We start from the raw sequence: 26,437 nt of genomic DNA on the forward strand, positions 1-26,437 counted from the left end.
GCGCTCCGCGGCGCCCGCCGCCCTGCCGCCCGAGGCGCCGCGGCCCGATGCCGACCTGGAGCGGCTGGAGAACCTGCAACTGGACCGCCAGGGCGAACCGGTCTGGTCGGTCGCCCGCACGGAAGGAGCGCAGATGCTGTGGGGCCAGGACTGCGTCGGTCCCGGCGACTCGCAATGGATGGTCGAATCCGTCCGCTCCTTCGGGCTGAACCCGGCCAAGAGCGTGCTGGACCTCTCGGCGGGGCTGGGCGGGCCGGCGCGCGGCATCGTCGACAGCTACGACACCTGGGTCACCGGCCTGGAGATGTCCCCCCTGCTGGCGAAGCTGGGGATGGAGCGGTCCAAGGCGCTGGGCGTGTCGAAGAAGGCGCCGATCGGCCATTACGACCCGGAGCATTTCAACCAGGCGGGCTCCTTCGACCTCGTGCTGGCCGACCGGGTGATGCACCGGGTGCGCGACAAGGAGAACTTCCTCGACCGCGTCTGCGACTGCGTCAAGCCGAAGGGCGGTGTGCTGTTGTTCGATTATGTGATCGAGGGCACCCCGTCCTCCTGGGAGAGCTGGAACGGCTGGCGCGACTCCGAACCGCTGGAGGTCTATCCCTGGTCGGCCACCCGCATGGCCGACGAGCTGACCCAGCGCAACCTGGACCTGCGCATTTCCGAGGATCTCACCCAGTTCCACCGCCGTCAGGCCGTGGAGCGGGTGCGCCGGCTGGGCGAGGCGCTGAAGACCGCGGTCCCCGAACCCCGCGTGCTCAAGGCGTTGGCCTGCGAGCTGGCGCTGTGGTGGTCGCGCCTGCGCGTGCTGGGCAGCGGGCTGCGCTTCTGCCGCTACGTGGCGATGCGCCCGACCTAAAAGCTCCTAATCGCAGGCCCGTGGTTCGATCTTGCGTTCCACCGCGAAGCGACGGGCCGACTCCGTCACCAGCTTGCGGATCAGGGCGCGGCGCGGCTCGATGGGGCCGGAGACGTCCAGCCAGCGCTCCCCGTCCCATTGCTGCACATGCAGCGGCACGATCCCCTCATGGTCGGCGCAGGTGATGCGCAGCGGCTGCATGAAGCCGTCCAGCCCCAGCGCGGCCAGCCGTTCGGCGGTCAGGTCCAGATGGTCGAAGCCCCAGGCCACCTGCGCCCCGGTCAGCGGCTTGCGCCCGTATTTGCCCTGCGCGGTGCTGATGGCCTCGACCAGGACGGCGGCGTTGAAGACCCCGCGGTTGTAGAGCACCGTGCCGATCTGGCCGGGATCGCCGGCCCCCAGCCCGCGGGCGTGGACCTGCTCGCGGATGGCGCGAATCACCGGCAGGTCCGCCCCGGCGGCGTGGTAGGCGACCGCCTTGTAGCCGACCGCGGCGGCGCCGACCGGCCGGACGTCCAATTCCGACCCGGCCCACCAGACGCCGATCATGCGGTCGGCCGGATAGCCGGCGGCGGCGGCCTCGCGCAGGGCGGTGGAGTTCTGCACGCCCCAGCCCCACAGGATCACGTAATCGGGCCGGTAGTGGCGGGCGATCTGCGTCCAGACGGCGCGCTGGTCCAGCCCCGGCGGGGCGACGGGGAAGCTGCGCATCTCGAAGCCCAGCGGGCCGCGCAGCGCCTCCAGCATGGGCAGCGGCTCCTTGCCGAAGGCGCTGTCATGGTAGACGTAGGCGATCTTCCGCCCGCGCAGCCGCTCCGTCCCGCCCAGCTCCGTGGCGCCCAGCTCCGTTGCGCCCAGCTCCGTTGCGATGTGGCTGATGGCGGCGTCGATGCCGGTCCAATAGCTGGCCGGGGCGTTGACCGCGTAGGGGAAGACCCGCCCGTCGGACACGTCCGCCCGCCCGTAGCCGGAGGAGAAGACCGGAATGCGGTCGGCGGCCCCGCGCTCGATCAGGGCGTAGGTGATGCCGGTGGACAGCGGCAGGACGGCGGCGGCGCCGGTCGGCCCCTTGGCCTTCAGCCGTTCGTAGCACTCCACGCCTCGGTCGGTGTTGTAGCCGGTGTCGCACTCTTCCCAGGCGATGGGCACGCCGCCGATGCCGCCGTCGCGCTGGTTGACCAGCGTCAGATAATCGGCCACCCCGTCGGCCAGCGGGATGCCGTAGGGCGCGTAGGGGCCGCTGCGGTAGACGAGGTGCGGGAAGAATTGCGCCCCTTGCGGCGACTCCGGGGCGGCCTCGGTCGGGGTGCACAGCACCACCACCGCCAGGGCCGCAACCGCCAGGGCTGGGGCGCGCCATGCCATTCCGTTTCCTCCACCCGTCGCACGCCGGGCCATTCCGCCCGTCCGCGTGGTTTTCGTTTCCCGCGATTCTAGTACGGACCGGCTCCTTTTCGCACGAAGAGAGCGCAGCCCCCACGCTTCCGCTTCCCTGCCTCTCGGAAGGAGCCCTTTGAAGGGGGGCGGGACCGGCACTAAATCAGGCGGTTGAGGCATGCGGAAACCATGGCCGCCGCCCGGCCAATCCGCCAATAACGCGAAGGAGGGGTACCGTGACGACGTTCACCGGTCAGGATTCGCTGAAAACCCGCCGCTCCCTGTCCGTCGGGAGCAAGAGCTACGATTATTTCAGCATCAAGGCCGCGGAGGACGCCGGACTGGGCGACCTCTCCCGGCTGCCCTATTCGATGAAGGTGCTGCTGGAAAATCTCCTGCGCTTCGAGGACGGGCGCACCGTGTCCACCGACGACGTGAAGGCGGTGGCCCAGTGGCTTCACGACAAGCGGTCCGACCGTGAGATCGCCTACCGCCCGGCGCGCGTGCTGATGCAGGATTTCACCGGCGTGCCGGCGGTCTGCGATCTGGCGGCGATGCGCGAGGCGATGGCCGCGCTGGGCGGCGATCCCAAGAAGATCAACCCGCTGGTCCCGGTCGATCTGGTCATCGACCACTCGGTGATGGTCGATTTCTTCGGCAGCCCCTCCGCCTTCGAGAAGAACGTCGAGCTGGAGTTCGAGCGCAACCTGGAGCGCTACGCCTTCCTGCGCTGGGGTCAGAAGGCCTTCGACAATTTCCGCGTCGTGCCGCCGGGCACCGGCATCTGCCACCAGGTGAACGTCGAGTATCTGGCGCAGGGCGTATGGACCGACAGCGACCCGGCGGGCAAGCTCGTCGCCTATCCCGACACGCTGGTCGGCACCGACAGCCACACCACCATGGTGAACGGGCTGGGCGTGCTCGGCTGGGGCGTCGGCGGCATCGAGGCGGAGGCGGCCATGCTCGGCCAGCCCATCTCCATGCTGATCCCCGAGGTCGTCGGCTTCAAGCTGACCGGGCGGCTGAAGGAGGGCACGACGGCCACCGACCTCGTGCTGACCGTCACCCAGATGCTGCGCAAGAAGGGCGTGGTCGGCAAGTTCGTGGAGTTCTTCGGGCCGGGTCTGGATCACCTGACGCTGGCCGACCGCGCCACCATCGGCAACATGGCCCCGGAATACGGCGCCACCTGCGGCATCTTCCCGATCGACGCGGAGACCATCCGCTACCTGACCTTCACCGGCCGCGACGCCGACCGCGTGGCGATGGTCGAGGCCTACGCCCGCGCCCAGGGCATGTGGCGCGACGCCGGCACGCCGGACCCCGTCTTCTCCGACACGCTGGAGCTGGACATGACGACGGTCGAGCCGTCGCTGGCCGGCCCGAAGCGTCCGCAGGACCGCGTGCCGCTGTCCCAGGCGGCCCAGAGCTTCGGCGGCGATCTGGTCGGCACCTTCAAGGCGGAGGACGCCGACCGCTCGGTTCCCGTGCAGGGCTGCGGCTACAACCTCGACCAGGGGGCGGTGGTGATCGCCGCCATCACCTCCTGCACCAACACCTCCAACCCGGCGGTTCTGGTGGCCGCCGGCCTGCTGGCCCGCAAGGCGGTGGAGAAGGGGCTGAAGTCCAAGCCCTGGGTCAAGACCTCGCTGGCGCCGGGATCGCAGGTGGTCACCGACTATCTGGCCAAGGCCGGGCTCCAGCCCTACCTCGACCAGCTCGGCTTCAACATCGTCGGCTACGGCTGCACCACCTGCATCGGCAACAGCGGCCCGCTGCCCGACCCCATCGCCGCGGCGGTGGAGGAGGGCAACCTCGTGGTCGCCGCGGTGCTGTCGGGCAACCGCAACTTCGAAGGCCGGGTGAACCCGCACACGCGGGCGAACTATCTGGCCTCCCCGCCGCTGTGCGTCGCCTACGCGCTGGCCGGCAACATGAAGATCGACCTGGCCAAGGACCCCATCGGCACCGGCCATGACGGCCAGCCCGTCTATCTGAAGGACATCTGGCCGACCAACCAGGAGGTTCAGGACGCCATCGACGCCTCGCTGTCGGCGGAGATGTTCCGCAGCCGCTACGGCAACGTGTTCGAAGGGCCGGCGCAGTGGCGCGGCATCCGGACCGCCGAGGGCCAGACCTACGAGTGGCAGGCGGGCAGCACCTACGTGAAGCTGCCGCCCTTCTTCGCCGACATGCCGAAGACTCCCGACGCGGTGAGCGACGTGCGGGGCGCCCGCGCGCTGGCCGTGCTCGGCGACAGCATCACCACCGACCACATCTCCCCCGCCGGGTCGATCAAGAAGACCAGCCCGGCCGGCGAGTATCTGCTGAGCCATCAGGTGCGCCCGCAGGACTTCAACTCCTACGGCGCGCGGCGCGGCAACCACGAGGTGATGATGCGCGGCACCTTCGCCAACATCCGCATCCGCAACGAGATGCTGGCGGGCGTGGAGGGCGGTGAGACCCGGCACTATCCCTCGGGCGAGCAGTTGCCGATCTACACCGCGGCGATGCGCTACGCCCAGGAGGGCGTGCCGCTGGTGGTCATCGCCGGCAAGGAGTACGGCACCGGCTCCAGCCGCGACTGGGCGGCGAAGGGCACCAAGCTGCTGGGCATCCGCGCGGTGATCGCCGAGAGCTTCGAGCGCATCCACCGCTCGAACCTCGTCGGGATGGGCATCCTGCCGTTGCAGTTCAAGGACGGGCTGACCCGCAACGACCTGGCGCTGGACGGCACGGAGACCTTCGACATCGACGGCATCGAGCAGGACCTGCGCCCGCGCAAGGACGTGACGATGACCATCACCCGCGCCGACGGTCAGACCCGGCAGGTGCCGCTGCTGCTGCGCATCGATACGGTGGACGAAGTCGAGTATTACCGGAACGGCGGCGTGCTGAACTTCGTCCTGCGCAATCTGGCGAAGTGAGGCCGGTAAAACTTTCGAAGACTTACAATGCGTGGAATCTCGACTGATTCTTGACTTGCATCCGAAAAAGAGGTAACTGAATCGAAGCGGTCGGGGGTGATTCCTCGACCGCCTTGATTCTGGGGAGCAATCCCCTCCGCAACCCGGCCAAAGGCGTGGCGTTCCTGCCAATGCCGCGGCGACGGACAACATGGGTTGGTTTCGCGCGATGCCGAACCTTGAGCATGTGATGAACGATCCGGATGCGCTCAAGGACTCTGTCGAGCGCATGATGGCCCATCAGGGCAGTCGTGGCGAAGTCCGCATCAATCATGGCATCCGGACGGCGCAGGAGTTGGAGGATTGGGTGCGCCAGTCCACCCACACGCCTGAAGACATCAATGCCTATCGCCGTCTGTTGGGGTTGGATTCGGACGCCAATGGCTGATCTCGCTTTACCGGAGTTTCCCTTCACCGATGAACTCCGGCGAAGGATTTTCACCGAATATGTGACGTTTCTCAGCGAGGCGTGCCGTGTGTTCGGCATGCCGCTCAGGCATCTGGAATACAGCGACCGGGAACTGGCGTTGGCCGTTGCGGAGGCGGAGATCGACCTGCGCGCGATGCTGGCGCGGCGCTCGAAGACGCATGGCATCACGCCCGGCAAGATTGCCGGCGTCCTGGCCTTCCGGCTGAGTCGGTTCAAGATCGTGCATTTCGATCCGGAGGGTTGGGACAATCCCAACCTGTATATGATCCAGGAAATGGCTGCGGTGTTCCTGGTGAAGCGCCTTTTCGTAAGGGGCACGATTCCGGAAATCAGCGTCCTTGAACTCAGCTATCAGCTTTCCCGGCGGCATGCCAATCAGGAAACCGCCGGATTGTTCTTCGATGCTTTCGCGACGGACGCTCGGCACGCGGCCTGAGACTGGTCCTCACTCTCCGTAGGTTTGATCGGGCGCGCGCAAAACCTCCTGAATGCTCTGCACGAGCAGGATGCTGCCGTGGGTCGAGAAATGCCCCTGGTCCAGGAAGTAGAAGCCCTGGTCGTCCCTGATCCGGCAGAGCGGAAGGGACTTGCAGGGATCGGGATCGCAGAAATAGTCGGAGGTGTCGACGAACTGCGCCCCCTGCGTCGCGGTGATCAGCGGCTGGTCGGCGGCTTGGCCGGTGATCGAATAGGCCCGCTCCGACTTCATGAAATAGGTGTGGTCGTAGGGGTTGCGGAAGCGGAACACCGGGCTCTGCCCCAGCACGACGATGCGGATGCCCCGGCTCAGCAAAGCCACCACGGTGTCATGCAGGCGGCGGAGATCGAGGGCGTTGGTGTCCATGTACCATTCCCACCGCGCCGCCATGATGACGATGCGGATGCCGTTGCGGTCGATGATCTCATCGACGCGGCTGTTGAAGTCCTGGCAGTTCGGACGGGCGTTGACGGACAGATCCTTGATGGGCGGGCAGCCGGATGCCGTGTATTGGACGATGTTGAAGGGCAGGGTGTCGGCGATGTTCTGAAGCCCCGGCACATAATGGGCGGCGAAGGAATCCCCCCAGAGCAGGGCGGTGGGCGCGTCCGCCTTCAGGGGGCCTATCCGGCAACCCTCCATGCCCGGCCACGCCTCGGGGGGCTGGTCGGTTTCGAGGAAGCAGGTGTGTTCCTTGTAGAGTTCCCGCCCTGAGATGTCCTGCGGCGCGTAGTCGGTGAAGCGCTGCGGCAGCCCGTTGGACAGATGGCCGAGCAGCCCGACCCCCACCAGCCCCGCCATGGCCCAGCCGGTCCGGGCGAAGACCGTGGACGGCCGGCGCCCCGACTCCGCCCCGGGATCCGCCCTGGGCTTGCGGAAGGGAATTTCGATCAGCCGCCAGGACAGCACGGACACCGCGGCGATGATCGCGAGAAGGACCAGCGTCTCCCTGGTGGACAGGTCCCGCCCCTTGTGGAAGCGCGCGAAGACCATCAGCGGCCAGTGCCAGATGTACATGGAGTAGGAGATCAGCCCGATGAAGACCATGGGGCGCAGGGTCAGCACCGTCCCGACCGCCGTCGGGCCGCCCCGCCCCGCGTGGATCACCAGCGCCGCCCCCAGGCAGGGCAGCAGCGCGGCGTAGCCCGGGAAGGCCGTCGCCTCCGTCAAGGCGAATACGCTGGCGACGATCAGAGCGGCGCCGAGCACAGAGGCCAGTTCCCGCGCCGCCCGGCCGCGGAAGTCCGGAACGGCACCGAAGGCGAGAAGGGCGCCCAGCAGCAGTTCCCACAGCCGGGGCGGCAACAGGTAGAAGGCCGCCACCGGATGATCCCGCACCAGGAACACGCTCAAGGCGAAGGACGCCGCCGCTGCCGCCCCCAGAACGGCAATCCATACCGAACGCCCGTACGGGAGCAAAGCCAGCAGGGCGAGGGGAAAGACGATGTAGAACTGCTGCTCCACCCCCAGCGACCAGGTGTGGAGAAGCGGGTTCATCTCCGCCGCGCTTTCGAAGTAACTGGATTTCAGATAATAGACGATGTTGGACGAAAACAGCGTGGTCGCCGCGAGATTCTGGGAAAAGCTCTTCAACTCCTGGGGTGACAGCAGGATCAGCGCGAGCACCGCGGTGACCGCCAGGGCCGCGAACAGGGCGGGAAGGATTCGGCGGATGCGGCGGACATAGAACTCGGCCAGGGAAAAGGTGCCGCGCTGCGCGTCGTTCAGAACGATCGAGCCGATGAGATATCCGGAAATCACGAAGAACACATCGACGCCGATGTATCCGCCGCTGAACAGGGAAAACTTCGCGTGGAACAGCAGAACCGAAAGGATCGATACCGCGCGAAGGCCGTCGATGTCGGGGCGGTACGTCATGGAACCCGCAATGCTTGGGTGGAACGGAAACGTGGGTCGGCGATCCCGAACCCGGTTCTACGGCGGGAGGCGAGCGGCGATGAGCGTGGGGATGTTCGGCTGCGTGAGGGACGGCAGCGTGCTTGCCCCCTGACAATCCAATGATGTGGAAAAGACGTCGCGCTATGAGCGTAAGATTGGCATTGTTGTCGCGTGGATTGCTTTAATGTTTTTAGGGTCCTTGATAAGAAAGTGCTCTTGAATTCGATGATATGTCATCGAGGCGGAGCGTTGAAGTGAATTATTGAATGAAATCCTTAGGGCGTCGGCACTTTGAATGGTCTAACAAGAATTCAAAGATAATCGGTGACCGATAGGGATAGAGAAAACAACCGTTATTGCGGGGGGGCGGCGGTCCGTCGGGTTTTTAGAATGTCTTTGTATGCGCGGTAAGATTGCCGGTCACGGCCCCGTCCTCTCCGCCCAGCCCGCCGCCCGAGCCGCCGCCCGAACCTCCGTCAGGTAACTGCGGCTGACCGGCACGCGCCGGCCGTTGCGCAGAACCAGCACCAGCTTGCCGTCCGGCTTGCGCTCCACCCCAGCGACGGCCGCCGCGGCGACCCAGTGGGAGCGGTGGACCTGCATGCCGTCCATCCCGGCCAGTTCGGCGATGGCGTCGCGCAGCCGCATCAGGATCAGGTCGCTGCCCGCCTCTGTGTGGACGCGGACGTAATGGTCCTCCATCTCCAGCGCCAGCAGGTCCCGGCCGAGCCGTGCGGGCAGACGGGCGAGGAAGGCGGGCTCCGCCCGCTCCGCCGGGGGTGGCGGTGCGTTGTCGGGAAGGGGCGGGGAAGGGAGAGCCGCAGGGCCGGCGAGAAGCCCACGGTCCCGCAGCTCAAGCCAGACCGGAATGGCGGACACCAGCAGGGTGACGAGGACGACATAGACGAACAGCTCCGCCAACCCCAGCGGGCTTAGAAAATCCATCCCGCGCAACGTCTTTTCAAGCAGCGCCACGGTCAGCGTCATCAGCGCCGCCACCGCCAGGATCACCCCGGCCACCATGGCGCGCCACGCCCCCGCCCGCTCCCGCAGCCGATGGCCGGCGGCCAGGGTCAGAAGCTCGAAGGCGAGACCGCCCAGCCCGATCAGCCCGCACCAGTAAGCCAGCCGCTGCGCCAGCGTCAGATCCGCGAAGGTGCCGAACGGACCCAGCAGGGTCAGCACCAGCGCGGCGGCCAGCAGCAGCGGCAGGCGCCGTCCCAGCAGCCGGCGGCGGTAGGGTGTGCGGGGCTGCCCCGCCGCGGGAGTTTCCGCCGCAGGAACGTTCATTGCCGGCGTGTCCGTCGCTTCACGCATCGCGAAACGCCGGTTCCGGCGTTTCGCGAAGCCGCACCCCACCGGTCCCGCAGCGGCGGTGGCCCGCCACCCGCCCGTTCAGGCATGGAAGGGGCCGCCGGTTCGGAAAGGCGACGGTTCGCCCACGGCGAAGGAAAGGGACAGGAAATGGGAGCCGCATGTCGGATCGGAATGGGGTTGGTCGGCGCGATGGCGTTGACCCTCGCGGCGGCGGGAGTCTGCGCGGGGGAGCTTCGCGCAACCATCGGCAACGTCAAGCCCCAACAGGGCAAGCTGTGGGTCGCGCTGTATGACGGCGCCGATGCCTACCGGGTGGAACGGCGTTTCGCCGGACAAATCCTGGAGGCGTCGGGGACGCAGGTGACGGCGGTCTTCGCCGGGCTGCCGGCGGGACGCTACGGAGTCGCGGTGTTCCAGGATCGGGACGGCGACTCGGTGCTCACCACCAATCTGCTGGGCGTGCCGGGCGAACCCTACGGCTTCAGCGGCGGGGCGATGGGCGGCACCTTCGGCCCACCGGCCTTCGATGCCTTTGCCCTGGCGGTGCCGGACCGCGGGACGGTGACCGCCATGGTGCCCCTGACGGACTGAGCCGCCGTTCCGGACAGCCGGAGCGGTGCCGTGGAAAACCTCTCAAGTGCTGGCGGAGCGGGCGGACTGTTCCAGCGACTTGATGTGGGACAGGCCGGGCAGGATTTCCGACTTCACGAATTCCATGCGCCGGTTCGGGCCGCCGCCGCCGCGGGCGAAGCGGGCTTTCCACAGGTCCATCTTCACCGCCAGACCGCACAGCACGCCGCCGATGGTGACGTGGTGGGACGCGATCAGTTCGCGGATGGAATGGAAGGTCTCGGCGTTGATGTCGCGCCAGAAGTCCTTGGACCGGTTGTCGAAGCTCTCGAACCGCCCGGTGATCGAGGTCGAGATGTCGGTCAGGTCGCGGCTGATCTCATCGAGCATGCGCATCTGCCGGGCGTCGCGCTTGACTTCGGTGGAGCTGCGGATCTCGGCCATCCAGGAGAGGAAGCGCTGGATCTCCGGGACGATGTCGTCCAGGCATTTCTTGAAATAGGCCAGCGACAGGAAGATGTCGCCGTATTCCTCAAGAAATTGCGGGATTTCGCCAAGCTCGATGTCCAGCCGGTCGGCCATCATGCGCAGGTTGCGCAGCGCCTCGTCCCGGTTGGGGTTGGAGAACATGCCGATGATGTCCTTCACGTCCTGGACCTGCATGTCCTCGGACCCGTAGACATATTCGACCAGCGGGCGCGTGAAGACGCGCATGTAGTTGGTCAGCTCCTCCTTCTTACGCTCGGACAGGGTCAGCGACTCGACGCTGTTGACGTCGATGTTCATCCGCCGCAGTTCGATGCGGGAGGTGTAGACGTCGAAGCTGGAGGCGGCGGCGATCTTCTCGATCTTGACGAGGTCGCGCTCCACCTCCTCCTTGTAGGACTCGAAATAGGCGGTGAGGTGGCGCGGCGAGACCTGCCCGCTGCCGGTCTGGACGTCGTGGAACATCTCGACGACGGTCTGCAGCCGCACGTTCTTGATCAGCCGGGCGTGCTGAAGACCCGGCGTTTCCAGCGGGATGGCCGACAGCGGCATGATGTGCAGCGCGTCGCGGGCCTCGTCCTCCCACTGCCTGCGCCGGCCTCCGCCCTGGGGCCGGGCCGCCTTGTCGCCCGCAACCTCGGCCACGGCCTCGCTGCTGTCTGCCCCGTCGTTCAAAGCAATCTCCCCGCAAGCCGGCGCCCATCCGCCCGCTTGGCCACTTTCGAGGTCCCCCTCAAGGATAGCGGGTTGAGGGGGGCAGGCAAGGGTTGAAGGGGGCGTCCCGGAGGAATGTCATAGCACCGCTCGTACAGAAACGAAAAGGGCCGGTCCGCGGTGGACCGGCCCTTTTGCAACCTTCCGTGGGGTTTTTCGGCCGGAGAGGTTTCGGCGAAACCTCCGGGCGTCATCAGCAGGACGCCCCGGGTGTCAATGGACGCTCAGCGGCTCCATGTCGTTCTGGCGGACGGTGGCGAAAGCCACGTCGCGTTCCGGAAGAACCGTCAGAGGCGTGCCGTCGGCGGCGTGGACGGAGAAGGCCGGGGCGTCGTCGACGGTCACCGGCCGCACATAGGCCACATGGTCCAGCCCGAAGGTGGCGAAGTCCTGGGGCGACAGTTGGCGCAGGAAGGCCGCGGCCTTGTCGGTATCGAAGCTGTTCATGACGCAGTCCTTTGGACGAATCGGTCGAGGAGGTGTGTGGGGCGGGCAATCGCGCCGGTTGGACGCTGAAACCGGTCAGGCGTCGCCGCGGTCGGGCGCGACGTCGATGGTCTGCGGTCCGGCGGTGCCGCTGGCGGCCTGGGCGGGCTGCTCGATCTTGATGGTGCGGACCTTCGGTTCCGGCAGGGGCCGTTTCAGATCGATGTTGAGCAGGCCGTTGTCGAGCGAGGCGCCGACCACCTCGATCCCCTCCGCCAGCACGAAGCTGCGCTGGAACTGCCGGGCGGCGATGCCGCGGTGCAGGTAGATGCGCGAGCGGTCGTCGGTCTGGCGGCCCCGGATGACGAGCTGGTTGTCCTCGATCTGGACCGACAGGTCCTCGGAGGTGAAGCCGGCCACGGCCAGCGTGATGCGCAGGCCCTCGTCCCCGATCTGTTCGATGTTGTAGGGCGGATAGCCTTCCGCGGAATTCTTGGCGATGCGGTCCAGCGTGCGCTCGAACTGGTCGAAGCCCAGGAGCAGCGGACTGTTGAAGAGCGAAAGACGTGTCGTCACGGCGCATCCTCCTCGAGAGGCGAGCGAGTTGCACATTGGGCCCGTTTCCGGCGCCCGGCTGGCTGGCGGCCCGAAAGGGAAGAATCGGCGCCGCTCCGTCATAGATTGGGGTAGGCCGCCCGGCGGTCAAGGTTCGCCGTTGCGGCAAAGCGCCCGCGCCCTCCGGCGGGGCAACCGGTGGCTCGGAGTCAGACGAGGGGATTGGCGGCCGGTGCTGTGAAGACGAAGCGCCGGCTGGACCAGTAATTCCAGGCGAAGGTGACGGCGGTCGCCGCGATCTTCGCGGCCAAGGGCGGAACGGTGGGCACCAGCAGTCCGACCACCAGCGTGGACAGCCCCAGCCCGACGAGGTTGAAGGCGAGGAACAGCGGCAGGCGGCGGGCCAACGGCGCCGCCTCCCGGTGCAGGCGGAAGGTCCAGCTGCGGTTCAGCAGGAAGCTGCACAGCACCCCGGCGCCGTAGCCCACGGCGTTGGCGGCCAGCACGGGCGCGCCGGCCAGCGACACCAGAGTCAGGAACAGCGCGAAATCCACCGCGGTGTTCAGCAGGCCGACCACGGCGAAGCGGATGGCCGTCCAGGGGACGGCCCGTCCCCGGCTTCCCGTGCCGCTCAACTGTTTGCCCCGCTTTTGGCCTCGATGCGGGAGAAGGCTCCGGCGGCCGCGGCGATGCCGGTTCCCAGATGCACCACGACGGGGTCCGGCACGGCCTGCACGCCGGCTTCGGCGGCCGCGGCCTGGGCGGCGGCGTGGGCGGCGACCTGGGCGGCCATGGCGTCCGGATGGCGGGCGATGCGGTCCACCACGAACAGCGGCCGCTGTTTCGTCTCCATGTAGAGCCGTCCCAGATACTCGCCCAGGACGCCGAGGATCAGCAACTGCGTGCTGCCCAGCACCAGCGAGACGACCATCACGCTGGTCCAGCCGGGAACCGTCGCGTGCTGGGCCCAGCTCACCAGCGCGTAGCCGAGCGCCAGCAGCGCGCACAGCGCGAAGAAGAAGCCGACGTAGGAGGCGGCGCGCAGCGGCTTGATGGAGAAGCTGGTGATGGCGTCCACCGCAAAGCGGATCATCTTGCCCAGCGGGTACTTGGTCTCGCCGACGGCGCGGGCCTGCCGGTCGTAGGGCAGCGGCTCCTGCTTCAGCCCGATCCAGCTCACCATGCCGCGGATGAAGCGGTGCTGCTCCGGCATGGCGTTCAGCACCTCCAGGGCGCGGCGGCTCATCAGGCGGAAGTCGCCGGTGTCCTTGGGGATCTCGATGTCGACCAGCCGGTCGAGCAGGCGGTAGAACAGCGCCGCCGTGCCCTTCTTGAACCACGTCTCGCCGTCGCGGGCCATGCGGGTGCCGTAGACCACGTCGGCCCCGGCGTCCATCCGGGCCATCATCGTCGACAGCAGCTCCGGCGGGTCCTGCAGGTCGGCGTCGATGATCAGGATGCGCTCGCCCCGGCAGACGTGGAGGCCGGCGGTCAGGGCGAGCTGGTGGCCGTGGTTGCGCGACAGCCGGACCCCGGTCACCGCCGCGTCGCCGCGCACCAGATCGGCGATGCGGCCCCAGGTGCCGTCGCGCGACCCGTCGTCCACCAGGATCAGCTCATAGCTCTCCCCGACCTCGGCGCGGCAGGCCGCCGACACCCGGCGGTGCAATTCGCCGATCCCCTCGGCCTCGTTGTAGCAGGGAACCACCACGGACAACCGCGGAGTCCCGGCAACGGCGTGCTGCATGAACCTTCTCCCGTCACCGCCTCCCGTCCGCGCCCCCGGCCCGATGGCCATCCTGCCGATGCTTTTCATGGCGTGAAACCCGAGGGAGAACCCCTTCGGGCGAGAGCGCAGTCTTCGGGCGACACCGGCGCGGTACCGCCGGCATCCCGCTTCCGCAACGGGATTGCAGGCCCTTTTGCCCCGTCGGAATTCGGTACTAACCCGGTCATGCCCCCGCCGCGCCGCGCCGACCGGCGGAAGTCCCCGGAACGTCACAGGCCTACGGCATTTGCGACGATTGCCGGTGCGAACGGGGTGCCTCGAAAGGCTTGGTGCGGTGCGGAACGCGGGGCTTTTCCCACCCCGGGGCGCCGCCGCTTCCCCACCCCGTACGGCGATGCCGGGCGGGTTGCCTCCGTCGGGCTGCCCAGAACGGGCGACCACCTCCGGCGCGGCACGTCCCTTGCGTGAACGCGGCGAGCGGGCGGAGCGAAACGGAGCGACATCCGCCCGTATGCCGAGAATGCGTCGCACGATGCGAATCCGCGTCGCGCCGCGCAGGCAAAATGCAAAACGGGACCGCCAGGGGGTTGTGATGGCCGGTGGGTTTGCGATGAACATGGTGTCTAGCGAATTGCTGGTCGGGCTGGCGCAGAACATCGGGCTGTTCGCGGTCGTGGCGGTCGTCTTCCTGCAGATCCGCGGCCGCGCCGCCGGCTGGCCGGCACCGGCGGCCAACGCCTTGCTGGGCCTGATGTTCGGCGGGGTGGCGGTGCTGGGCATGGCCGATCCGGTGCGGGTGGCGCCGGGCGTGTTCATCGACGCCCGCAACGTGATGGTCGGGCTGGCCGGTCCGTTCGGCGGCGCTCTGGCCGGGGCGGCGGCGGCGGCGGTGTCCGGAGCCTTCCGTTTCTGGCTGGGCGGGCCGGGAGCGTTGGCAGGGGTGACGTCGCTGGTCGGGGCCGGGCTGATCGGCATGCTGGTCGGGGCGGTGGCGCGACGGTCCGGGCGGTTCGGCAATCGGCATCTGGCCGCGCTGGCCCTGCTGGTGACGGTGATGGCGCCCCTCGGTTTCCTGCTGCTGCCGCCGGACATGGCCTACCGCATGTTCGAAACGACGCTGGTGCCGTTGAGCCTCGGAAACTTCTTCGGCACGCTGGCGCTGGGCACCTTCCTGCGCAAGGAGCAGGAGCGCTGCGATCTCCAGATCGCCCTCACCGAAAGCCAGCGCCGCTTCGCCGCGACGGTGGCGAACCTGCCGGGCGGCGTGTATCAGCGGGTGCTGACGGTGGACGGCCGGCTGCGCTTTCCCTATTGCAGCCCCGGCTTCTTCCAGGTGATGGGGCTGCCGCCGACCGAGCGTGTGACGCTGGAGGCGCTGAACCGCATCCTCCACCCCGAAGACCGCCCGCGCCTGTTCGCCTCGATCCATGCCTCCGCCGAGACGCTGGAGCCCTGGAGGCTCGAATACCGGATCCTCTGGCCGGACGGCGACATCCGGTGGATCAGCGTCTCCAGCCGCGCGGCGCGGCGCGACAACGGCGACATCGTGTGGGACGGCATCGTCACCGACGTCACCGAGATCAAGCGCAACGAGCAGGCGCTGATCCAGGCCCGCCTGGAGGCCGAGGCGGCCAGCCGCGCCAAGGCCGAGTTCCTGGCGACGATGAGCCATGAGATGCGCACCCCGCTGAACGGCATCCTGGGCTTCGCCCGTCTTCTGCTGGACGAGAACCTGACGCCCCGGCAGCGCCATCACGCCCACCTGGTGCGCGACGCCGGGCGGTCGCTGCTGACGGTGATCGAGGATGTGCTGGACTTCTCCCGCATCGAGGCGGGGCGGCTGGCGCTGAACGACACCTCCTTCGCCGTCCGCGACCTGATCGCCAACTGCGCGGCGGTGTTGCGGCTGGAGGCCGAGGCGAAGGGGCTGACGCTGCACGTCGCCGTGGCGCCCGACGTCCCGGACTGGCTGCGCGGCGATCCCGACCGGCTGCGGCAGGTGGTGCTGAACCTGCTGGCCAACGCGGTGAAGTTCACCGAGCATGGCGACGTCGGCCTGACCGTCGTGAAGACCGCCGACACCCCCACCGGTCCGCATCTGACGATCAGCGTCGCCGATACCGGGATCGGCATCCCGCAGGATCGGCAGGACCAGCTGTTCCAGCGTTTCAGCCAGATCGACCGGTCGCGCGGGGGCACCGGTCTTGGCCTTGCCATCAGCCGGCGGCTTGTGGAGATGATGGGCGGAACGGTCGGGGTGCAGAGCCAGGCGGGGGTCGGCTCCACCTTCTGGCTGTCGCTGGTGCTGCCCGAAGCCGATCCGCCCGCCGGGAACGACGCCCCCTGCGCGGCGGAACTGCTGGTCCACCGCCGTCCGGCGCGCATCCTGCTGGCCGAGGATCTGGCGATGAACCGGGAGCTGATCACGGCCATGTTGCAGGGGGCTGGCCACCGCGTGGACGCCGTCGCCAACGGGCGGCAGGCGGTGGAGGCGGTGTGGCGCGGCGCTTACGATCTCGTGCTGATGGACGTGCACATGCCGGAGTTGGACGGTCATTCCGCCACACGGGCGATCCGCGGCCTGCCGCCGCCGGTGGGGACCATCCCGATCCTGGCGATGAGCGCCAGCGCGCTGCCCGACGAGGTTCAGCGCTGCCACGACGCCGGCATGAACGGCCACATCGCCAAGCCGGTGGACCGCGCCGCCATGCTGGACGCGATCGACGGCGTGCTGGGCTGGGCCATCCCGGGCGGCCGGGCCGCCGAAGCAACCGACGGCGCGGCGGGAAGGGGCGCCATGCCCGAGACCTTCACGGTGGTGGAACCGACCCCGCTCCGTCAGCCGCTCGACCGTGTGATGCTGGCCCGGCTGTCCGACGAATTGGGGGAGGAGGCGTGCGCCCGTCTGGTCGCCGCCTTTCTCGACGAGCTGCCGCAGCGGATGGGCCGCCTGCGCGAGGGCCGCGAGTCCGGTTCCCCGCTGACGGAAGCGCAGGCGCTGATCGCACCGTCGGCCAATCTGGGGCTGGTCCGTCTGGCGTCCGCCTGCCGTGCGCTCAGCGCCGCCCTGCGCGCCGGTCGCCGGCACGAGGCGGAGGAACTGGCCGGCAGCGTTCTCGACGCCGCGGAGGAAGGGGCGGAGGCTCTGCGCGACGTGCTGTCCCGTGGCCGGGAGAGCAGCCGTTTCAAGTCCCTTGCGAAGGATATCGTCCAGACGCCATAATTCCCATGTGCGGCAACTTTCTCTCCTCCGGCGTGCGCCGGATCTGGCGGACACCGGCAATGGACGAAGCTTTTCTGACGGGGGAGGGCCCCGCCGCGGCCCCCCGCACGCGGCTGCGGACCCTGTTGACGACCATTGTCGGAGTGATCGCCCTGTTCGGAGTCGGCCTGTGGGGGGGCGCCACCTGGGCCGACCGCGACGAGGCGGTGAGCCATGCCCGTGACCGGACGCTGAACGCCGCCCGCCTGCTGCACGAGCATGTGCGCCGCACCGTCGCCACCGGCGATCTCGTTCTGCAGCGTGTCGACGACCGGCTTCGCGCGCGGGAGGTGGAGGCGGTCGGGCGCGACCTGCCGCTGTGGCAGGAACTGCGCGTCATGTCCGACGCCATGCCGGAGGTCAGTTCCATCTGGATTCACGACGCCGCCGGCAACGGGCTGCTGACCACGCGCCAGTTCCCGGCGCCGCCGATGAACAACAGGGACCGCGCCTTCTTCCAGGCCCACCGGAACGGCGAGACGTTCCACATCGGCGGGATGATCCGGGGCCGGCTGTCCGGCCGGCCGACCTTCACCATCAGCCGCCGCATCGGGACGGTGGAGAATTTCCAGGGCGTCGCCAACATCGCCCTGGACCTCGATTATTTCCGCTCCTTCTTCGACGGGCTGAACATCGGCCGCGGTGGCGCCGTCGCCGTGTACCGCGAGGACGGGACTCTGCTGTTCAGCCTGTCGGGCCAGGACACCGCCGCATCGCTGTCCGCGGCGCCCCCCGACATGCCTCCGGTGACCCGGCCGATGGACGAGGCGCCGCGGGCCATCGGCGGCACGATCTTCAGCCAGTCTCCGGTGGACGGATCGGAGCGGATCGTCGCGAACCTGCGGGTTCAGGATCTGCCGCTGATCGTGCAGGTCGGCGTGTCGCGGGACGAGGCGCTGACGCCCTGGCGCGAGCGCACGATCCACGGCGGCCTGCTGGTCCTGCTGGCGGTGGCCGCCTGCGCCGCGCTGGCCATGGCGGCGGCGCGCAGCCTGTCGCGCGAGGAGGTGGGGCGCCGCCGGCTGGCCGAGACGAACGCCGACCTGGACGCCACCGCCCGCAGCCTGGAACAGGCCAACCGCGCCTTCGCCGGGGCCAACCGCCGGCTGAACCTGATCCTGCAATCCGCCTCGGAGGGCATCTGCGGCGTGGATCGGGACGAGCGGATCACCTTCGCCAACCCCGCCGCCTGCGCGCTGACCGGCTACACCAACGAGGAGATGCTGGGCCGCAGCCTGCATGTGCTGCTGCACCACACCCGCGCCGACGGCACGCCGGCGCCGACCATCGACTGCCCGGTCTTCGAGGTTCTGCGCACCGGCGAGGCGCGGGGCGGCTCGGAGGACATCTACTGGCGCAAGGACGGCACCAGCTTCCCGGTGGAGTTCGCGGCCTCCCCCATGCTGGAGGACGGCCGGGTGGAAGGGGCGGTGGTCGTCTTCCACGAGATCGCCGAGCGCAAGCGGGCCGAGGAGGCGCTGCACCAGGCCAAATCCGTGGCCGAGGCGGCCAGCCGCGCCAAGAGCGAATTCCTGGCCAACATGAGCCACGAGATCCGCACGCCGATGAACGCCATCCTGGGGCTGGTCCATCTGCTCCAGCAGACCGACCTGTCGACGCGCCAGCGCGACTACGCCCAGAAGATCCGCGTGTCGGCGCAGTCGCTGCTCGGCATCCTCAACGACATCCTGGACTTCTCGAAGGTGGAGGCCGGCAAGCTGGAGCTGGAGCGGGTGGAGTTCCGCCTGGACGACCTGTTGCAGAATCTGGCGGTGATCGTCGGCGCGGCGGCGCAGGACAAAGACATCGAGGTTCTGTTCTCGGTCGGGCCGGAGGTTCCGCTCGACCTCGTCGGCGACCCCTTGCGCCTTCAGCAGGTGCTCATCAACCTCACCGGCAACGCCATCAAGTTCACCGAGGCGGGGGAGGTGGTGGTGTCCGTCCGCGCCGTCGAGGTGACGGAGGAGCAGGCGGTCCTGACCTTTTCCATCCGCGACACCGGCATCGGCATCGACGCGGAGCAGAAGGAGCGGCTGTTTCAGGCCTTCAGCCAAGCGGACAGCTCCACCACCCGGCGTTACGGCGGCACCGGCCTGGGATTGGCCATCTGCACGCGGCTGGTCGCCCTGATGGGCGGCGTCATGGATGTGACGAGCGAACCGGGCCAGGGCAGCGATTTCCATTTCACCGCCGTCTTCGGGAACGCCGTCTTCGGGCAATCCGCTTTCGAGAACGCCGGGCGGGCGAAGGAGCGTCCGCCGCGGTTCCGCGCCGCGCCGCGCGGCCTGTCGGTGCTGGTGGTGGACGACAATCTCACGGCGCGCGAGGTGCTGGGCGAACTGGTCGTCTCCTTCGGTTGGCGGGCCTCGCTCTGCGCGTCCGGGGCCGACGCGATCGCGGAGCTGGAGCGTGCGACCGCCGCCGAGCAGCCCTACGACATCGTGCTGATGGACTGGAAGATGCCGGGGATGGATGGGCTGGAAACCTCCCGCCGCATCCGCGACGACGGGTTGGTGAAGGCGCCGGTCATCATCGTGGTGTCCGCCTTCGGGCGCGAACGGATGGGCGCCGTGCCGGGGGGTGCGGGAACGCAGGATCTGGGCCTGAGCGGCGCGCTGGTGAAGCCGGTCACCGCCTCCTCGCTGCTCGACGCGGTGATCGACGCCTTTGGGCGCGGTGCGGAGGACGACTCGGCGGAAACCTTCCGGCTGCATCCCTGCGCCCCGGTCCCCGCCGGCCTTCTCCGCCCGCCGCATCTGCGTCCCCTGTTCGGGCACCGCCTGCTGCTTGTGGAGGACAACGGCATCAGCCAGGAGGTGGCCCGCGAGATCCTGGAACGCGCCGGCGCCCGCGTGACCCTGGCCGGCAATGGGCGCGAGGCCGTCGCCCGCGTCGAAGAGGCGAATCCGCCCTTCGATCTCGTCCTGATGGACGTGCAGATGCCGGAAATGGACGGATTCGAGGCGACGCGCCGGCTGCGCGCCCGGCCAGCCGGACAGGGGTTGCCGATCATCGCGATGACCGCCAGCGCGCTGCCGTCCGACCGGCAGCGCTGCCTGGACGGCGGCATGGACGACCACATCGCCAAGCCGATCGACGTGGAGCAGCTGTTCTCCGTGGTGACCCGCTGGCTCGGCCAGCCGGCGACGACCGGCATGCCGCTGCTGCCCAAGGCTGTGCCGTCCTATGCCCGTGGTGCGCTTCCCGCCGAATTGCCGGGCATCGACGTGAAGGACGCGCTGCACCGCCTGGACGGCGATGTCGGGCTGTTCCGCAAGTTCGTCACCGAGTTCGCCCGGACTTACGGCGGTGCGGCGGATGGCATCGCCGCCGCCCTGGCCACCGGCGACCTGCCGCGGGCCAAGGCGCTGGGGCATGAGCTGAAGAGCCTGGCGGGCAACATCGGCGCGCGGACGCTGTCCGCCGCCGCGGACGCGGTGCAGATCGCCGCCTTCCGCGGGGACGGGGCGGCGGCGGCGACGCAGTTGCCGGTTCTGCGCGCGGAGCTGGAGGCGGTGCTGGACTCCGCCGCGCGGCTGGCCGTGGCGCCGGGGCACGCTCCCGGCCACGGTCCCGGCCTCCCCCCTGGCCGTGACGGTCCGGCGATGGACATCGCGACGCTGGAGCCCATGCTGGAGCGCTTCGCCCGCCTGCTGCGCGACAGCAACTTCGCCGCCGCGGAGGAGTTTTCCGTCCTGGCACCGCCGCTGGCCGATTGGATCGACCCGGCGGCCATGAAGGCGCTCTCGTCGGCCGTCGACGGTCTCGATTTTACAAAGGCTCAAGGAATCTTGCGCAGGATCACCCAGGATCTCGGCCTATCCCTTCCAGCCGACTGATCCGCTTCACATCCGGAACCGTTTTTTGGGAACCGACCTCCAGGAACCGAACATGACCGACGCGCGCTCCAAGATCCTGGTGGTCGACGACATTCCGTCGAACGTGCATGTGCTGAGCCGCATCCTGAAGGATGACCACGACATCTATTTCGCGACCGACGGGGCGAAGGCGTTGGAGTTGGCGCAGTCCCGGCGGCCCGATCTCGTTCTGCTGGACATCATGATGCCGGGCATGGACGGCTACGAGGTCTGTTCCCGCCTCAAGGCCGATCCGATCACCCGCGACATCCCGGTCATCTTCATCTCGGCCAAGAGCGAGGTGGAAGACGAGACTTATGGGTTGGAGGTCGGCGCCATCGACTTCATCTCGAAACCGATCAGCCCGCCCATCGTCAAGGCGCGGGTGCGCAACCATCTGCTGCTGAAACGGCAGACCGACCTGCTGCGCACCCTGTCCTTCGCCGACGGCCTGACCGGGATCGCCAACCGCCGCCGATTCGACGAGGTGCTGCTGCGCGAATGGCGGCGCTGTGGACGCGTGCAGCTCCCGCTGTCGCTGATCATGCTCGATGTCGACCAGTTCAAGCCCTACAACGACCATTACGGCCATCAGGCGGGCGACGAGTGCCTGCGCGCGGTGGCCCAGTTCCTGGCCGAGCAGGTGATGAGGCCGGGCGACCTGATCGCCCGTTACGGCGGCGAGGAATTCGTCTGCCTGCTTCCCGAAACCGATGAGGACGGGGCGGTCCAGGTCGCCGAGCGCCTGCGCCAGACGGTGGCCGACCGGCGTCTGCCCCACGCGGTGTCCCACGTCGCCGACCACGTCACCATCAGCCTGGGCGTCGCCACCGCCCGGCCGACGCTGGACGACACGCCGGATCGGCTGACACAGCTTGCCGACGGCCTGCTCTACGAGGCCAAGCGCGCCGGCCGCAACCGTGTGTGCAGCGGCGGTGTGGAGGTTGCGGTATAAGGGGCCGACCTGAGGCATCACGGGGGCAGCCATGCGTTCGGCCAGAGCCGGAGACGACCGCGCGACCGGGAACCGGCGTCCTTCTTCAGCGATTCCCCTCGATGTACGCGGGCGCGGCTTTTCCAGCCGTGCCGCCCTGCCGGTCATGGAAGGCTGGATCGACGCCGCCGTCGACCCTCTGCCGCCGCGCGCCGTGGCTCTCGCCGACCTCGCCGCCGCGCTGGCGGAGGGAGTGGTTCTCGCCGAGCCGGTGACCGCGCCAGGGGATTGGCCGCCCGCCGACCGGGCCGCCCGCGACGGGGTGGCGGTGGCCTCCAGCGACACGCTGGGCGCCGGCTCCTACAACCCGGTTCCGCTGCCGGGCGCCGTGACGGTCGCGGCGGGCGAGACGATGCCGTCGGGAACCGACGCGGTCCTGCCCGTGGAGGCCATGCAGGCCGATGGTCCCTTCGTCGAGGCGCTGGGCAGCGCCGCCCCGGGCGACGGGGTGGAGCGGCAGGGGGAGGGGCTGCGCGGCGGGACGGTCCTGCTGAAGGCCGGGCATCGCTTGCGCCCGCAGGACCTCGGATTGCTCACCGCGCTGGGGATCGGCACGGTGCGTGTCGGCGCCCGACCGCGGGTGCGGATCGTGCTGGCCGGGGGGCCGCGGTCCGGACCCGAGACGCTGGGCGCCATGCTGACCGCGCTGGTGGCGCGCGATGGCGGCGTGGCGGAGTTGGTGGGGCCGCTGCCGGCGGACCGCGCCGTCCTGGCCGCCGCCTACGCGGCTCCCGGCGCCGACCTGCTGATCTCCGTCGGGCGCACCGGTGTGGGGGAGGATGACGTGGCCCCGCTGGCGCTGGCCGAGGCGGGGCAACTCGCTCTGCACGGCGTGGCCCTGCGTCCCGGCGATTCGGCGGCGCTTGGGACGGCCGGCGGCGTGCCCGCCGTGCTTCTGCCCGGTGAACCGATGGCCTGCCTGACGGCCTATGAGCTGCTGGCTGGCCGGGCGGTGCGCCGTCTGGCCGGTCGGGACTCCGCGCTGCCGCATCCGGCGGTCCCCGCCGTGGCGGTGCGCAAGCTGGTGTCGGAGATCGGTTGCACCGAGCTGTACCGCGTGCGCCGGACGGCGGATGGGATGGTCGAGCCGGTCGCCTCCCCGCACCGGCCGGGTCTGGCCGGGGCGGTGCTGGCCGACGGCTTCGTGCTGATCCCCGCGGACAGCGAGGGTTTTCCCGCCGGGGCGACCGTGACCCTGCGCTGTTTTGACGGTATAAGTCTCTGAACGGCATCGAGCGAGGGGGGAAGGGCGTGTCCAACCAGGACATCCGGCGATTCGGCATCCGGCGTTTTGTCGCCCAGGCGGCCCGGCAGGAGCAGTTTTTGGAGGTGGTGGGCCGCGACGAGGCCGAGGCGCGGTTCCGCCGCCATCTCGACCTGACGCCCAAGGGCGCGGAGACGGTGCCGCTGGGCGCCGCGCTGGGCCGCGTGCTGGCCGCCGACGTGGTGGCGGAGGTCGATGTTCCCGGCTTCGACCGGTCCTCGGTGGACGGTTTCGCGGTGCGCGCCGCCGACACCCAGGGGGCGGGCGAGGACACGCCGGTCGTGCTGCGTCTGAACGAGGAGGTGCTGTCCGCCGGGCGCGTCCCGGTGCTGACCGTCGCCCCCGGCACGGCCACCGTGCTCGCCACCGGCGGCATGCTGCCGCGCGGCGCCGACGCCGTGGTGATGGTCGAGCACACCGAATCGCATGAGGACGACGACGCCCTTCTGGTGGAGATCCGCAAGCCGGTGGTGCCCGGCGCCTTCGTCGCCGCCGCCGGGTCGGACATCGGGCGCGGCGAGACGGTGATGCGGCGCGGGCAACTGCTGACCTCCCGCGAGATCGGCGTGCTGGCGGCCATCGGGCGGGCGGAGGTCTCGGTGGTCCGCCGCCCCCGCGTGGCCATCCTGTCCACCGGCGACGAGATCGTCGCCCCCGGCGAGCCGATCCGGCCCGGCGCCGTCTATGATTCGAACGCCGCCATCCTCGCCGCCGCGGTCGAGGAACTGGGCGGGGAGCCGGTCCGGCTGGGCATCGCCCGCGACGACGAGGCCGAACTGGCCCAGCTGGTCGAGCAGGGGCTGGCCTGCGACGCGCTGCTGCTGTCGGGCGGAACGTCGAAGGGGGCAGGCGACCTGTGCCACCGCATCGTCAGCCGTCTGACCGACCCCGGCATCGTTGCGCACGGCGTCGCGCTGAAGCCCGGCAAGCCTCTGTGCCTCGCCGTAACGAAGGGCAAGCCGGTGGTGATCCTGCCCGGCTTCCCGACCTCCGCCATGTTCACCTTCCACGAGTTCGTCGCCCCGGTGCTGCGCGCACTGGCCGGCCTGCCCCCTGCGGCGAAGGAGAGCGTGGATGCGACGGTGCCGATGCGGCTGGGATCGGAACGGGGCCGAACCGAATATGTGATGGTCTCGCTGGTGCGCGGGGCGGACGGCGGGCTGGCGGCCTATCCGTTGTCCAAGGGCTCCGGCGCGGTGACCGCCTTCAGCGCGGCGGACGGCTTCATCGCCATCGACCCGCAGGCCGAGGCGGTGGAGGCCGGCACCCCGGTGTCGGTCCAGCGCATCGGGCGCGACACCCGCCCCGCCGACCTGATCGTGATCGGCAGCCATTGCGTCGGGCTGGACGCCATCACCGGCCGGCTGGTCGGGGAGGGGTTGACGGTCAAGGCGCTCAACGTCGGCTCGATGGGCGGCCTCGCCGCCGCCCGGCGCGGCGAGTGCGACGTCGCGGCCATCCACCTGATGGACCCGAAGAGCGGCGAGTACAACCGTCCCTTCCTGACCCCGGCGCTCGGCCTCGTGACCGGCTACCGCCGCCTTCAGGGCATCGTCTTCCGCAAGGGCGACGTTCGTTTCGAAGGCAAAACGGCCGAGGAGGCCGGTCTGGCGGCGGCGCAGGACCCCGATTGCATCCTGGTCAACCGCAACGCCGGCAGCGGCACCCGCATCCTGACCGACCGCCTGCTTGGCGCGGCGCGCCCCACCGGCTACTGGTCGCAGGCCAAGTCGCACAACGCCGTGGCGGTGGCGGTCGCCCAGGGCCGCGCCGACTGGGGCGTCGCCATCGACAGCGTCGCCACCCTCTACGGGCTGGGTTTCCTGCCCCTGCAGGCGGAGCATTATGACTTCGTGATTCCCGACGACCGCCGGGATCGGCTGGCGGTCCAGCGCTTCCTGGCGGCGCTGGCCGATCCGGCGGTGCGGGAGAGGCTGACGGCGCTGGGCTTCACCGTTCCGGAAGCGGAATAAACTCCGTCTCGCCGGGAACGGCGTCGAACCGCCCGGCTTTCCATTCGGCCTTGGCCTGTTCGATGCGCTCCTGGCGGCTGGACACGAAGTTCCACCAGATGTGGCGTGGGCCGTCCATCACGGCGCCGCCCAGCAGGATCAGGCGGGCGGCGGTTTCGGCCTCCACCGTCACCGCGTCGCCGGGGCGCAGCACCAGAAGCCGCCCGGACTCGAAGCGGTCGCCGTGGATCGTGACGGTGCCGTCGGCGATGTAGAGCGCCCGCTCCTCCGTCTCTGGGTCGATGGGCAAGCGGGCGCCGGCGTCCAGCGAGGCATCGACGTACAGCGTGTTCCACAGCGTGTCCATAGGCGAACGTACACCGTACGCCTCGCCCGCAACGACGCGCAGCCGCTTGCCCTCGCCCTCCACCACCGGCAACTCATCGGCGCCGAGATGGACGAAGGCGGGGTCGGTCTCCTCATGGGTCTTGGGCAGGGCGACCCAGGACTGGATGCCCGACAGCAGCCGGTCGCGGCCGCGCTCGTCGGTGGCGGAGCGTTCGGAATGGGCGATTCCGCGCCCGGCGGTCATCCAGTTCACCGCCCCCGGCCGGATCGGCAGGACGGTGCCCAGGCTGTCGCGGTGCAGGATCTCGCCGTCGAACAGATAGGTGACGGTGGCCAGCCCGATGTGCGGGTGGGGGCGGACGTCGATGCCCGCCCCGGCCTTCAGGATGGCCGGCCCCATCTGGTCGAGGAAGACGAACGGCCCGACCATCCGCTTGCGGACGGAGGGCAGGGCGCGCCGCACCTCGAATCCGCCGATGTCGCTGGTGCGCGGAACGACCACCGTTTCCAGCCAGCCGTCCGGAGACTCGGTCGATGTTGGGGCCGTCGTCATGCCTGTCCTCCCGTTCCCGAAGCCCGTTCCCAATGGTGGGTGCCACCAACAGGTGGGGACCGGCGCGGCGAATGGGAGGGGGAAAGCGGTCAGTGCTTGGGGGTGCCGCAGCCGCCGCTTCCGCAACCGCAGCCACCGGCCGGGGCGGTGACGTGGATGGCGCCGCGCGCCGTGGCCAGCAGCACGTCCAGCGGGATGCCGGTGGCCTTGGCGAGATCGTTCAGGCTGGCGCTGTCGGGCACGCCGACGCCGGGGTTGAAGACCGGGTGGATCTGCGCCAGCCGGCCCACGGCGTCGGGATCGACGGCGTTCAGCGCGCCCAGGGTGGTGTCGCCGGTCAGGGTGTTGGCGATCAGGATGTCGGCCATGGCGTGTCCGAAGCGGGAGGGAAGAGGAATCGG

The 26,437-nt window shown here is 69.3% G+C and carries 20 protein-coding genes; 10 read left to right on the forward strand and 10 right to left on the reverse strand.

Annotated features, from left to right (window positions below; translation table 11 throughout):
* Window positions 1-859 (forward strand): class I SAM-dependent methyltransferase (locus AC1DVI_RS11475; RefSeq protein WP_476958081.1); only part of this gene is annotated, 859 nt, incomplete at its 5' end.
* A gap of 6 nt (window positions 860-865) precedes the next feature.
* Here AC1DVI_RS11475 and AC1DVI_RS11480 read toward each other — a convergent pair.
* Window positions 866-2,224, reverse strand: a complete 1,359-nt coding sequence (locus tag AC1DVI_RS11480) for an ABC transporter substrate-binding protein (protein ID WP_476958082.1) — start codon at window positions 2,222-2,224, stop codon at window positions 866-868.
* A 248-nt stretch (window positions 2,225-2,472) separates the two neighbouring features.
* On the opposite strand from AC1DVI_RS11480, the gene acnA reads away from it, so the two are divergent.
* From acnA to AC1DVI_RS11495, 3 genes are all read left to right on the forward strand, one after another.
* Entirely contained in the window at window positions 2,473-5,163 is a 2,691-nt protein-coding gene (gene acnA / locus AC1DVI_RS11485) for an aconitate hydratase AcnA (RefSeq protein WP_476958083.1), read from the forward strand.
* Window positions 5,164-5,353: 190 nt separating this feature from the next.
* Window positions 5,354-5,590, forward strand: a complete 237-nt coding sequence (locus AC1DVI_RS11490) for a hypothetical protein (protein ID WP_476958084.1) — start codon at window positions 5,354-5,356, stop codon at window positions 5,588-5,590.
* On the forward strand, window positions 5,583-6,068 hold the full coding sequence (locus AC1DVI_RS11495; RefSeq protein ID WP_476958085.1) for a hypothetical protein: 486 nt from the start codon (window positions 5,583-5,585) through the stop codon (window positions 6,066-6,068). The genes AC1DVI_RS11490 and AC1DVI_RS11495 overlap by 8 nt, the downstream gene beginning before the upstream one ends.
* A gap of 9 nt (window positions 6,069-6,077) precedes the next feature.
* Here the strand turns inward: AC1DVI_RS11495 and AC1DVI_RS11500 are convergent, their stop codons facing one another.
* Both AC1DVI_RS11500 and AC1DVI_RS11505 read right to left on the reverse strand, forming a co-directional pair.
* Window positions 6,078-7,988 (reverse strand): acyltransferase family protein, encoded by a 1,911-nt coding sequence (locus AC1DVI_RS11500; protein WP_476958086.1) that lies wholly within the window; start codon window positions 7,986-7,988, stop codon window positions 6,078-6,080.
* Window positions 7,989-8,429: 441 nt separating this feature from the next.
* Window positions 8,430-9,299: a LytTR family DNA-binding domain-containing protein gene (locus AC1DVI_RS11505; protein WP_476958087.1), complete on the reverse strand. Its 870-nt coding sequence runs from the start codon at window positions 9,297-9,299 to the stop codon at window positions 8,430-8,432.
* 216 nt (window positions 9,300-9,515) lie between these two features.
* On the opposite strand from AC1DVI_RS11505, the gene AC1DVI_RS11510 reads away from it, so the two are divergent.
* Window positions 9,516-9,917: a DUF2141 domain-containing protein gene (locus AC1DVI_RS11510; RefSeq protein ID WP_476958088.1), complete on the forward strand. Its 402-nt coding sequence runs from the start codon at window positions 9,516-9,518 to the stop codon at window positions 9,915-9,917.
* A 42-nt stretch (window positions 9,918-9,959) separates the two neighbouring features.
* Here the strand turns inward: AC1DVI_RS11510 and AC1DVI_RS11515 are convergent, their stop codons facing one another.
* The 5 genes from AC1DVI_RS11515 to AC1DVI_RS11535 all read right to left on the reverse strand — a co-directional run bounded on the left by AC1DVI_RS11515 (window position 9,960) and on the right by AC1DVI_RS11535 (window position 13,824).
* A complete protein-coding gene (locus AC1DVI_RS11515; RefSeq protein WP_476958089.1) occupies window positions 9,960-11,057 on the reverse strand; it encodes a hypothetical protein in 1,098 nt (365 codons plus the stop codon).
* Between the two features lie 252 nt (window positions 11,058-11,309).
* Window positions 11,310-11,543: a DUF1150 family protein gene (locus AC1DVI_RS11520; RefSeq protein WP_149164107.1), complete on the reverse strand. Its 234-nt coding sequence runs from the start codon at window positions 11,541-11,543 to the stop codon at window positions 11,310-11,312.
* A 75-nt stretch (window positions 11,544-11,618) separates the two neighbouring features.
* A complete protein-coding gene (locus AC1DVI_RS11525; protein ID WP_014239222.1) occupies window positions 11,619-12,098 on the reverse strand; it encodes an Hsp20 family protein in 480 nt (159 codons plus the stop codon).
* Window positions 12,099-12,286: 188 nt separating this feature from the next.
* Window positions 12,287-12,712 (reverse strand): GtrA family protein, encoded by a 426-nt coding sequence (locus AC1DVI_RS11530; RefSeq protein WP_476958090.1) that lies wholly within the window; start codon window positions 12,710-12,712, stop codon window positions 12,287-12,289.
* Window positions 12,709-13,824, reverse strand: a complete 1,116-nt coding sequence (locus AC1DVI_RS11535; RefSeq protein WP_476958091.1) for a glycosyltransferase family 2 protein — start codon at window positions 13,822-13,824, stop codon at window positions 12,709-12,711. Before AC1DVI_RS11535 ends, AC1DVI_RS11530 begins: the two co-directional genes overlap by 4 nt.
* A 592-nt stretch (window positions 13,825-14,416) precedes the next feature.
* Here AC1DVI_RS11535 and AC1DVI_RS11540 point away from each other — a divergent pair.
* Genes AC1DVI_RS11540 through AC1DVI_RS11560 form a run of 5 tightly spaced genes read left to right on the forward strand, consistent with a single transcriptional unit; the run spans window position 14,417 to window position 25,156 of the window.
* Window positions 14,417-17,029, forward strand: a complete 2,613-nt coding sequence (locus tag AC1DVI_RS11540) for a hybrid sensor histidine kinase/response regulator (RefSeq protein ID WP_476958092.1) — start codon at window positions 14,417-14,419, stop codon at window positions 17,027-17,029.
* A gap of 59 nt (window positions 17,030-17,088) precedes the next feature.
* On the forward strand, window positions 17,089-20,907 hold the full coding sequence (locus AC1DVI_RS11545; protein ID WP_476958093.1) for a response regulator: 3,819 nt from the start codon (window positions 17,089-17,091) through the stop codon (window positions 20,905-20,907).
* Between the two features lie 52 nt (window positions 20,908-20,959).
* Entirely contained in the window at window positions 20,960-21,880 is a 921-nt protein-coding gene (locus AC1DVI_RS11550; protein ID WP_476958094.1) for a diguanylate cyclase, read from the forward strand.
* A gap of 31 nt (window positions 21,881-21,911) precedes the next feature.
* Entirely contained in the window at window positions 21,912-23,144 is a 1,233-nt protein-coding gene (locus AC1DVI_RS11555) for a molybdopterin-binding protein (RefSeq protein ID WP_476958095.1), read from the forward strand.
* Between the two features lie 26 nt (window positions 23,145-23,170).
* Window positions 23,171-25,156, forward strand: coding sequence for a molybdopterin biosynthesis protein (locus AC1DVI_RS11560; RefSeq protein ID WP_476958096.1), 1,986 nt, complete (start codon window positions 23,171-23,173; stop codon window positions 25,154-25,156).
* Here AC1DVI_RS11560 and AC1DVI_RS11565 read toward each other — a convergent pair.
* Entirely contained in the window at window positions 25,134-26,036 is a 903-nt protein-coding gene (locus AC1DVI_RS11565) for a pirin family protein (protein ID WP_476958097.1), read from the reverse strand. The two genes, AC1DVI_RS11560 and AC1DVI_RS11565, sit on opposite strands and share 23 nt — an antisense overlap.
* 89 nt (window positions 26,037-26,125) lie before the next feature.
* On the reverse strand, window positions 26,126-26,404 hold the full coding sequence (locus AC1DVI_RS11570; RefSeq protein WP_119508056.1) for a hypothetical protein: 279 nt from the start codon (window positions 26,402-26,404) through the stop codon (window positions 26,126-26,128).
* Between the last annotated feature and the right edge of the window lie 33 nt (window positions 26,405-26,437).

It is taken from the genome of Azospirillum sp. P4_B5, from assembly GCF_056402275.1.

What these genes read in the sequence shown, in the direction of transcription:
- AC1DVI_RS11480 (WP_476958082.1), bottom strand. Translation starts at nt 2,224, where the DNA reads ATGGCATGGCGCGCCCCAGCCCTGGCGGTTGCGGCCCTGGCGGTGGTG.
- AC1DVI_RS11490 (WP_476958084.1), top strand. Translation starts at nt 5,354, where the DNA reads ATGGGTTGGTTTCGCGCGATGCCGAACCTTGAGCATGTGATGAACGAT.
- AC1DVI_RS11495 (WP_476958085.1), top strand. Translation starts at nt 5,583, where the DNA reads ATGGCTGATCTCGCTTTACCGGAGTTTCCCTTCACCGATGAACTCCGG.
- AC1DVI_RS11500 (WP_476958086.1), bottom strand. Translation starts at nt 7,988, where the DNA reads ATGACGTACCGCCCCGACATCGACGGCCTTCGCGCGGTATCGATCCTT.
- AC1DVI_RS11505 (WP_476958087.1), bottom strand. Translation starts at nt 9,299, where the DNA reads ATGAACGTTCCTGCGGCGGAAACTCCCGCGGCGGGGCAGCCCCGCACA.
- AC1DVI_RS11510 (WP_476958088.1), top strand. Translation starts at nt 9,516, where the DNA reads ATGGCGTTGACCCTCGCGGCGGCGGGAGTCTGCGCGGGGGAGCTTCGC.
- AC1DVI_RS11520 (WP_149164107.1), bottom strand. Translation starts at nt 11,543, where the DNA reads ATGAACAGCTTCGATACCGACAAGGCCGCGGCCTTCCTGCGCCAACTG.
- AC1DVI_RS11535 (WP_476958091.1), bottom strand. Translation starts at nt 13,824, where the DNA reads ATGCAGCACGCCGTTGCCGGGACTCCGCGGTTGTCCGTGGTGGTTCCC.
- AC1DVI_RS11540 (WP_476958092.1), top strand. Translation starts at nt 14,417, where the DNA reads ATGAACATGGTGTCTAGCGAATTGCTGGTCGGGCTGGCGCAGAACATC.
- AC1DVI_RS11545 (WP_476958093.1), top strand. Translation starts at nt 17,089, where the DNA reads ATGGACGAAGCTTTTCTGACGGGGGAGGGCCCCGCCGCGGCCCCCCGC.
- AC1DVI_RS11550 (WP_476958094.1), top strand. Translation starts at nt 20,960, where the DNA reads ATGACCGACGCGCGCTCCAAGATCCTGGTGGTCGACGACATTCCGTCG.
- AC1DVI_RS11555 (WP_476958095.1), top strand. Translation starts at nt 21,912, where the DNA reads ATGCGTTCGGCCAGAGCCGGAGACGACCGCGCGACCGGGAACCGGCGT.
- AC1DVI_RS11565 (WP_476958097.1), bottom strand. Translation starts at nt 26,036, where the DNA reads ATGACGACGGCCCCAACATCGACCGAGTCTCCGGACGGCTGGCTGGAA.
- AC1DVI_RS11570 (WP_119508056.1), bottom strand. Translation starts at nt 26,404, where the DNA reads ATGGCCGACATCCTGATCGCCAACACCCTGACCGGCGACACCACCCTG.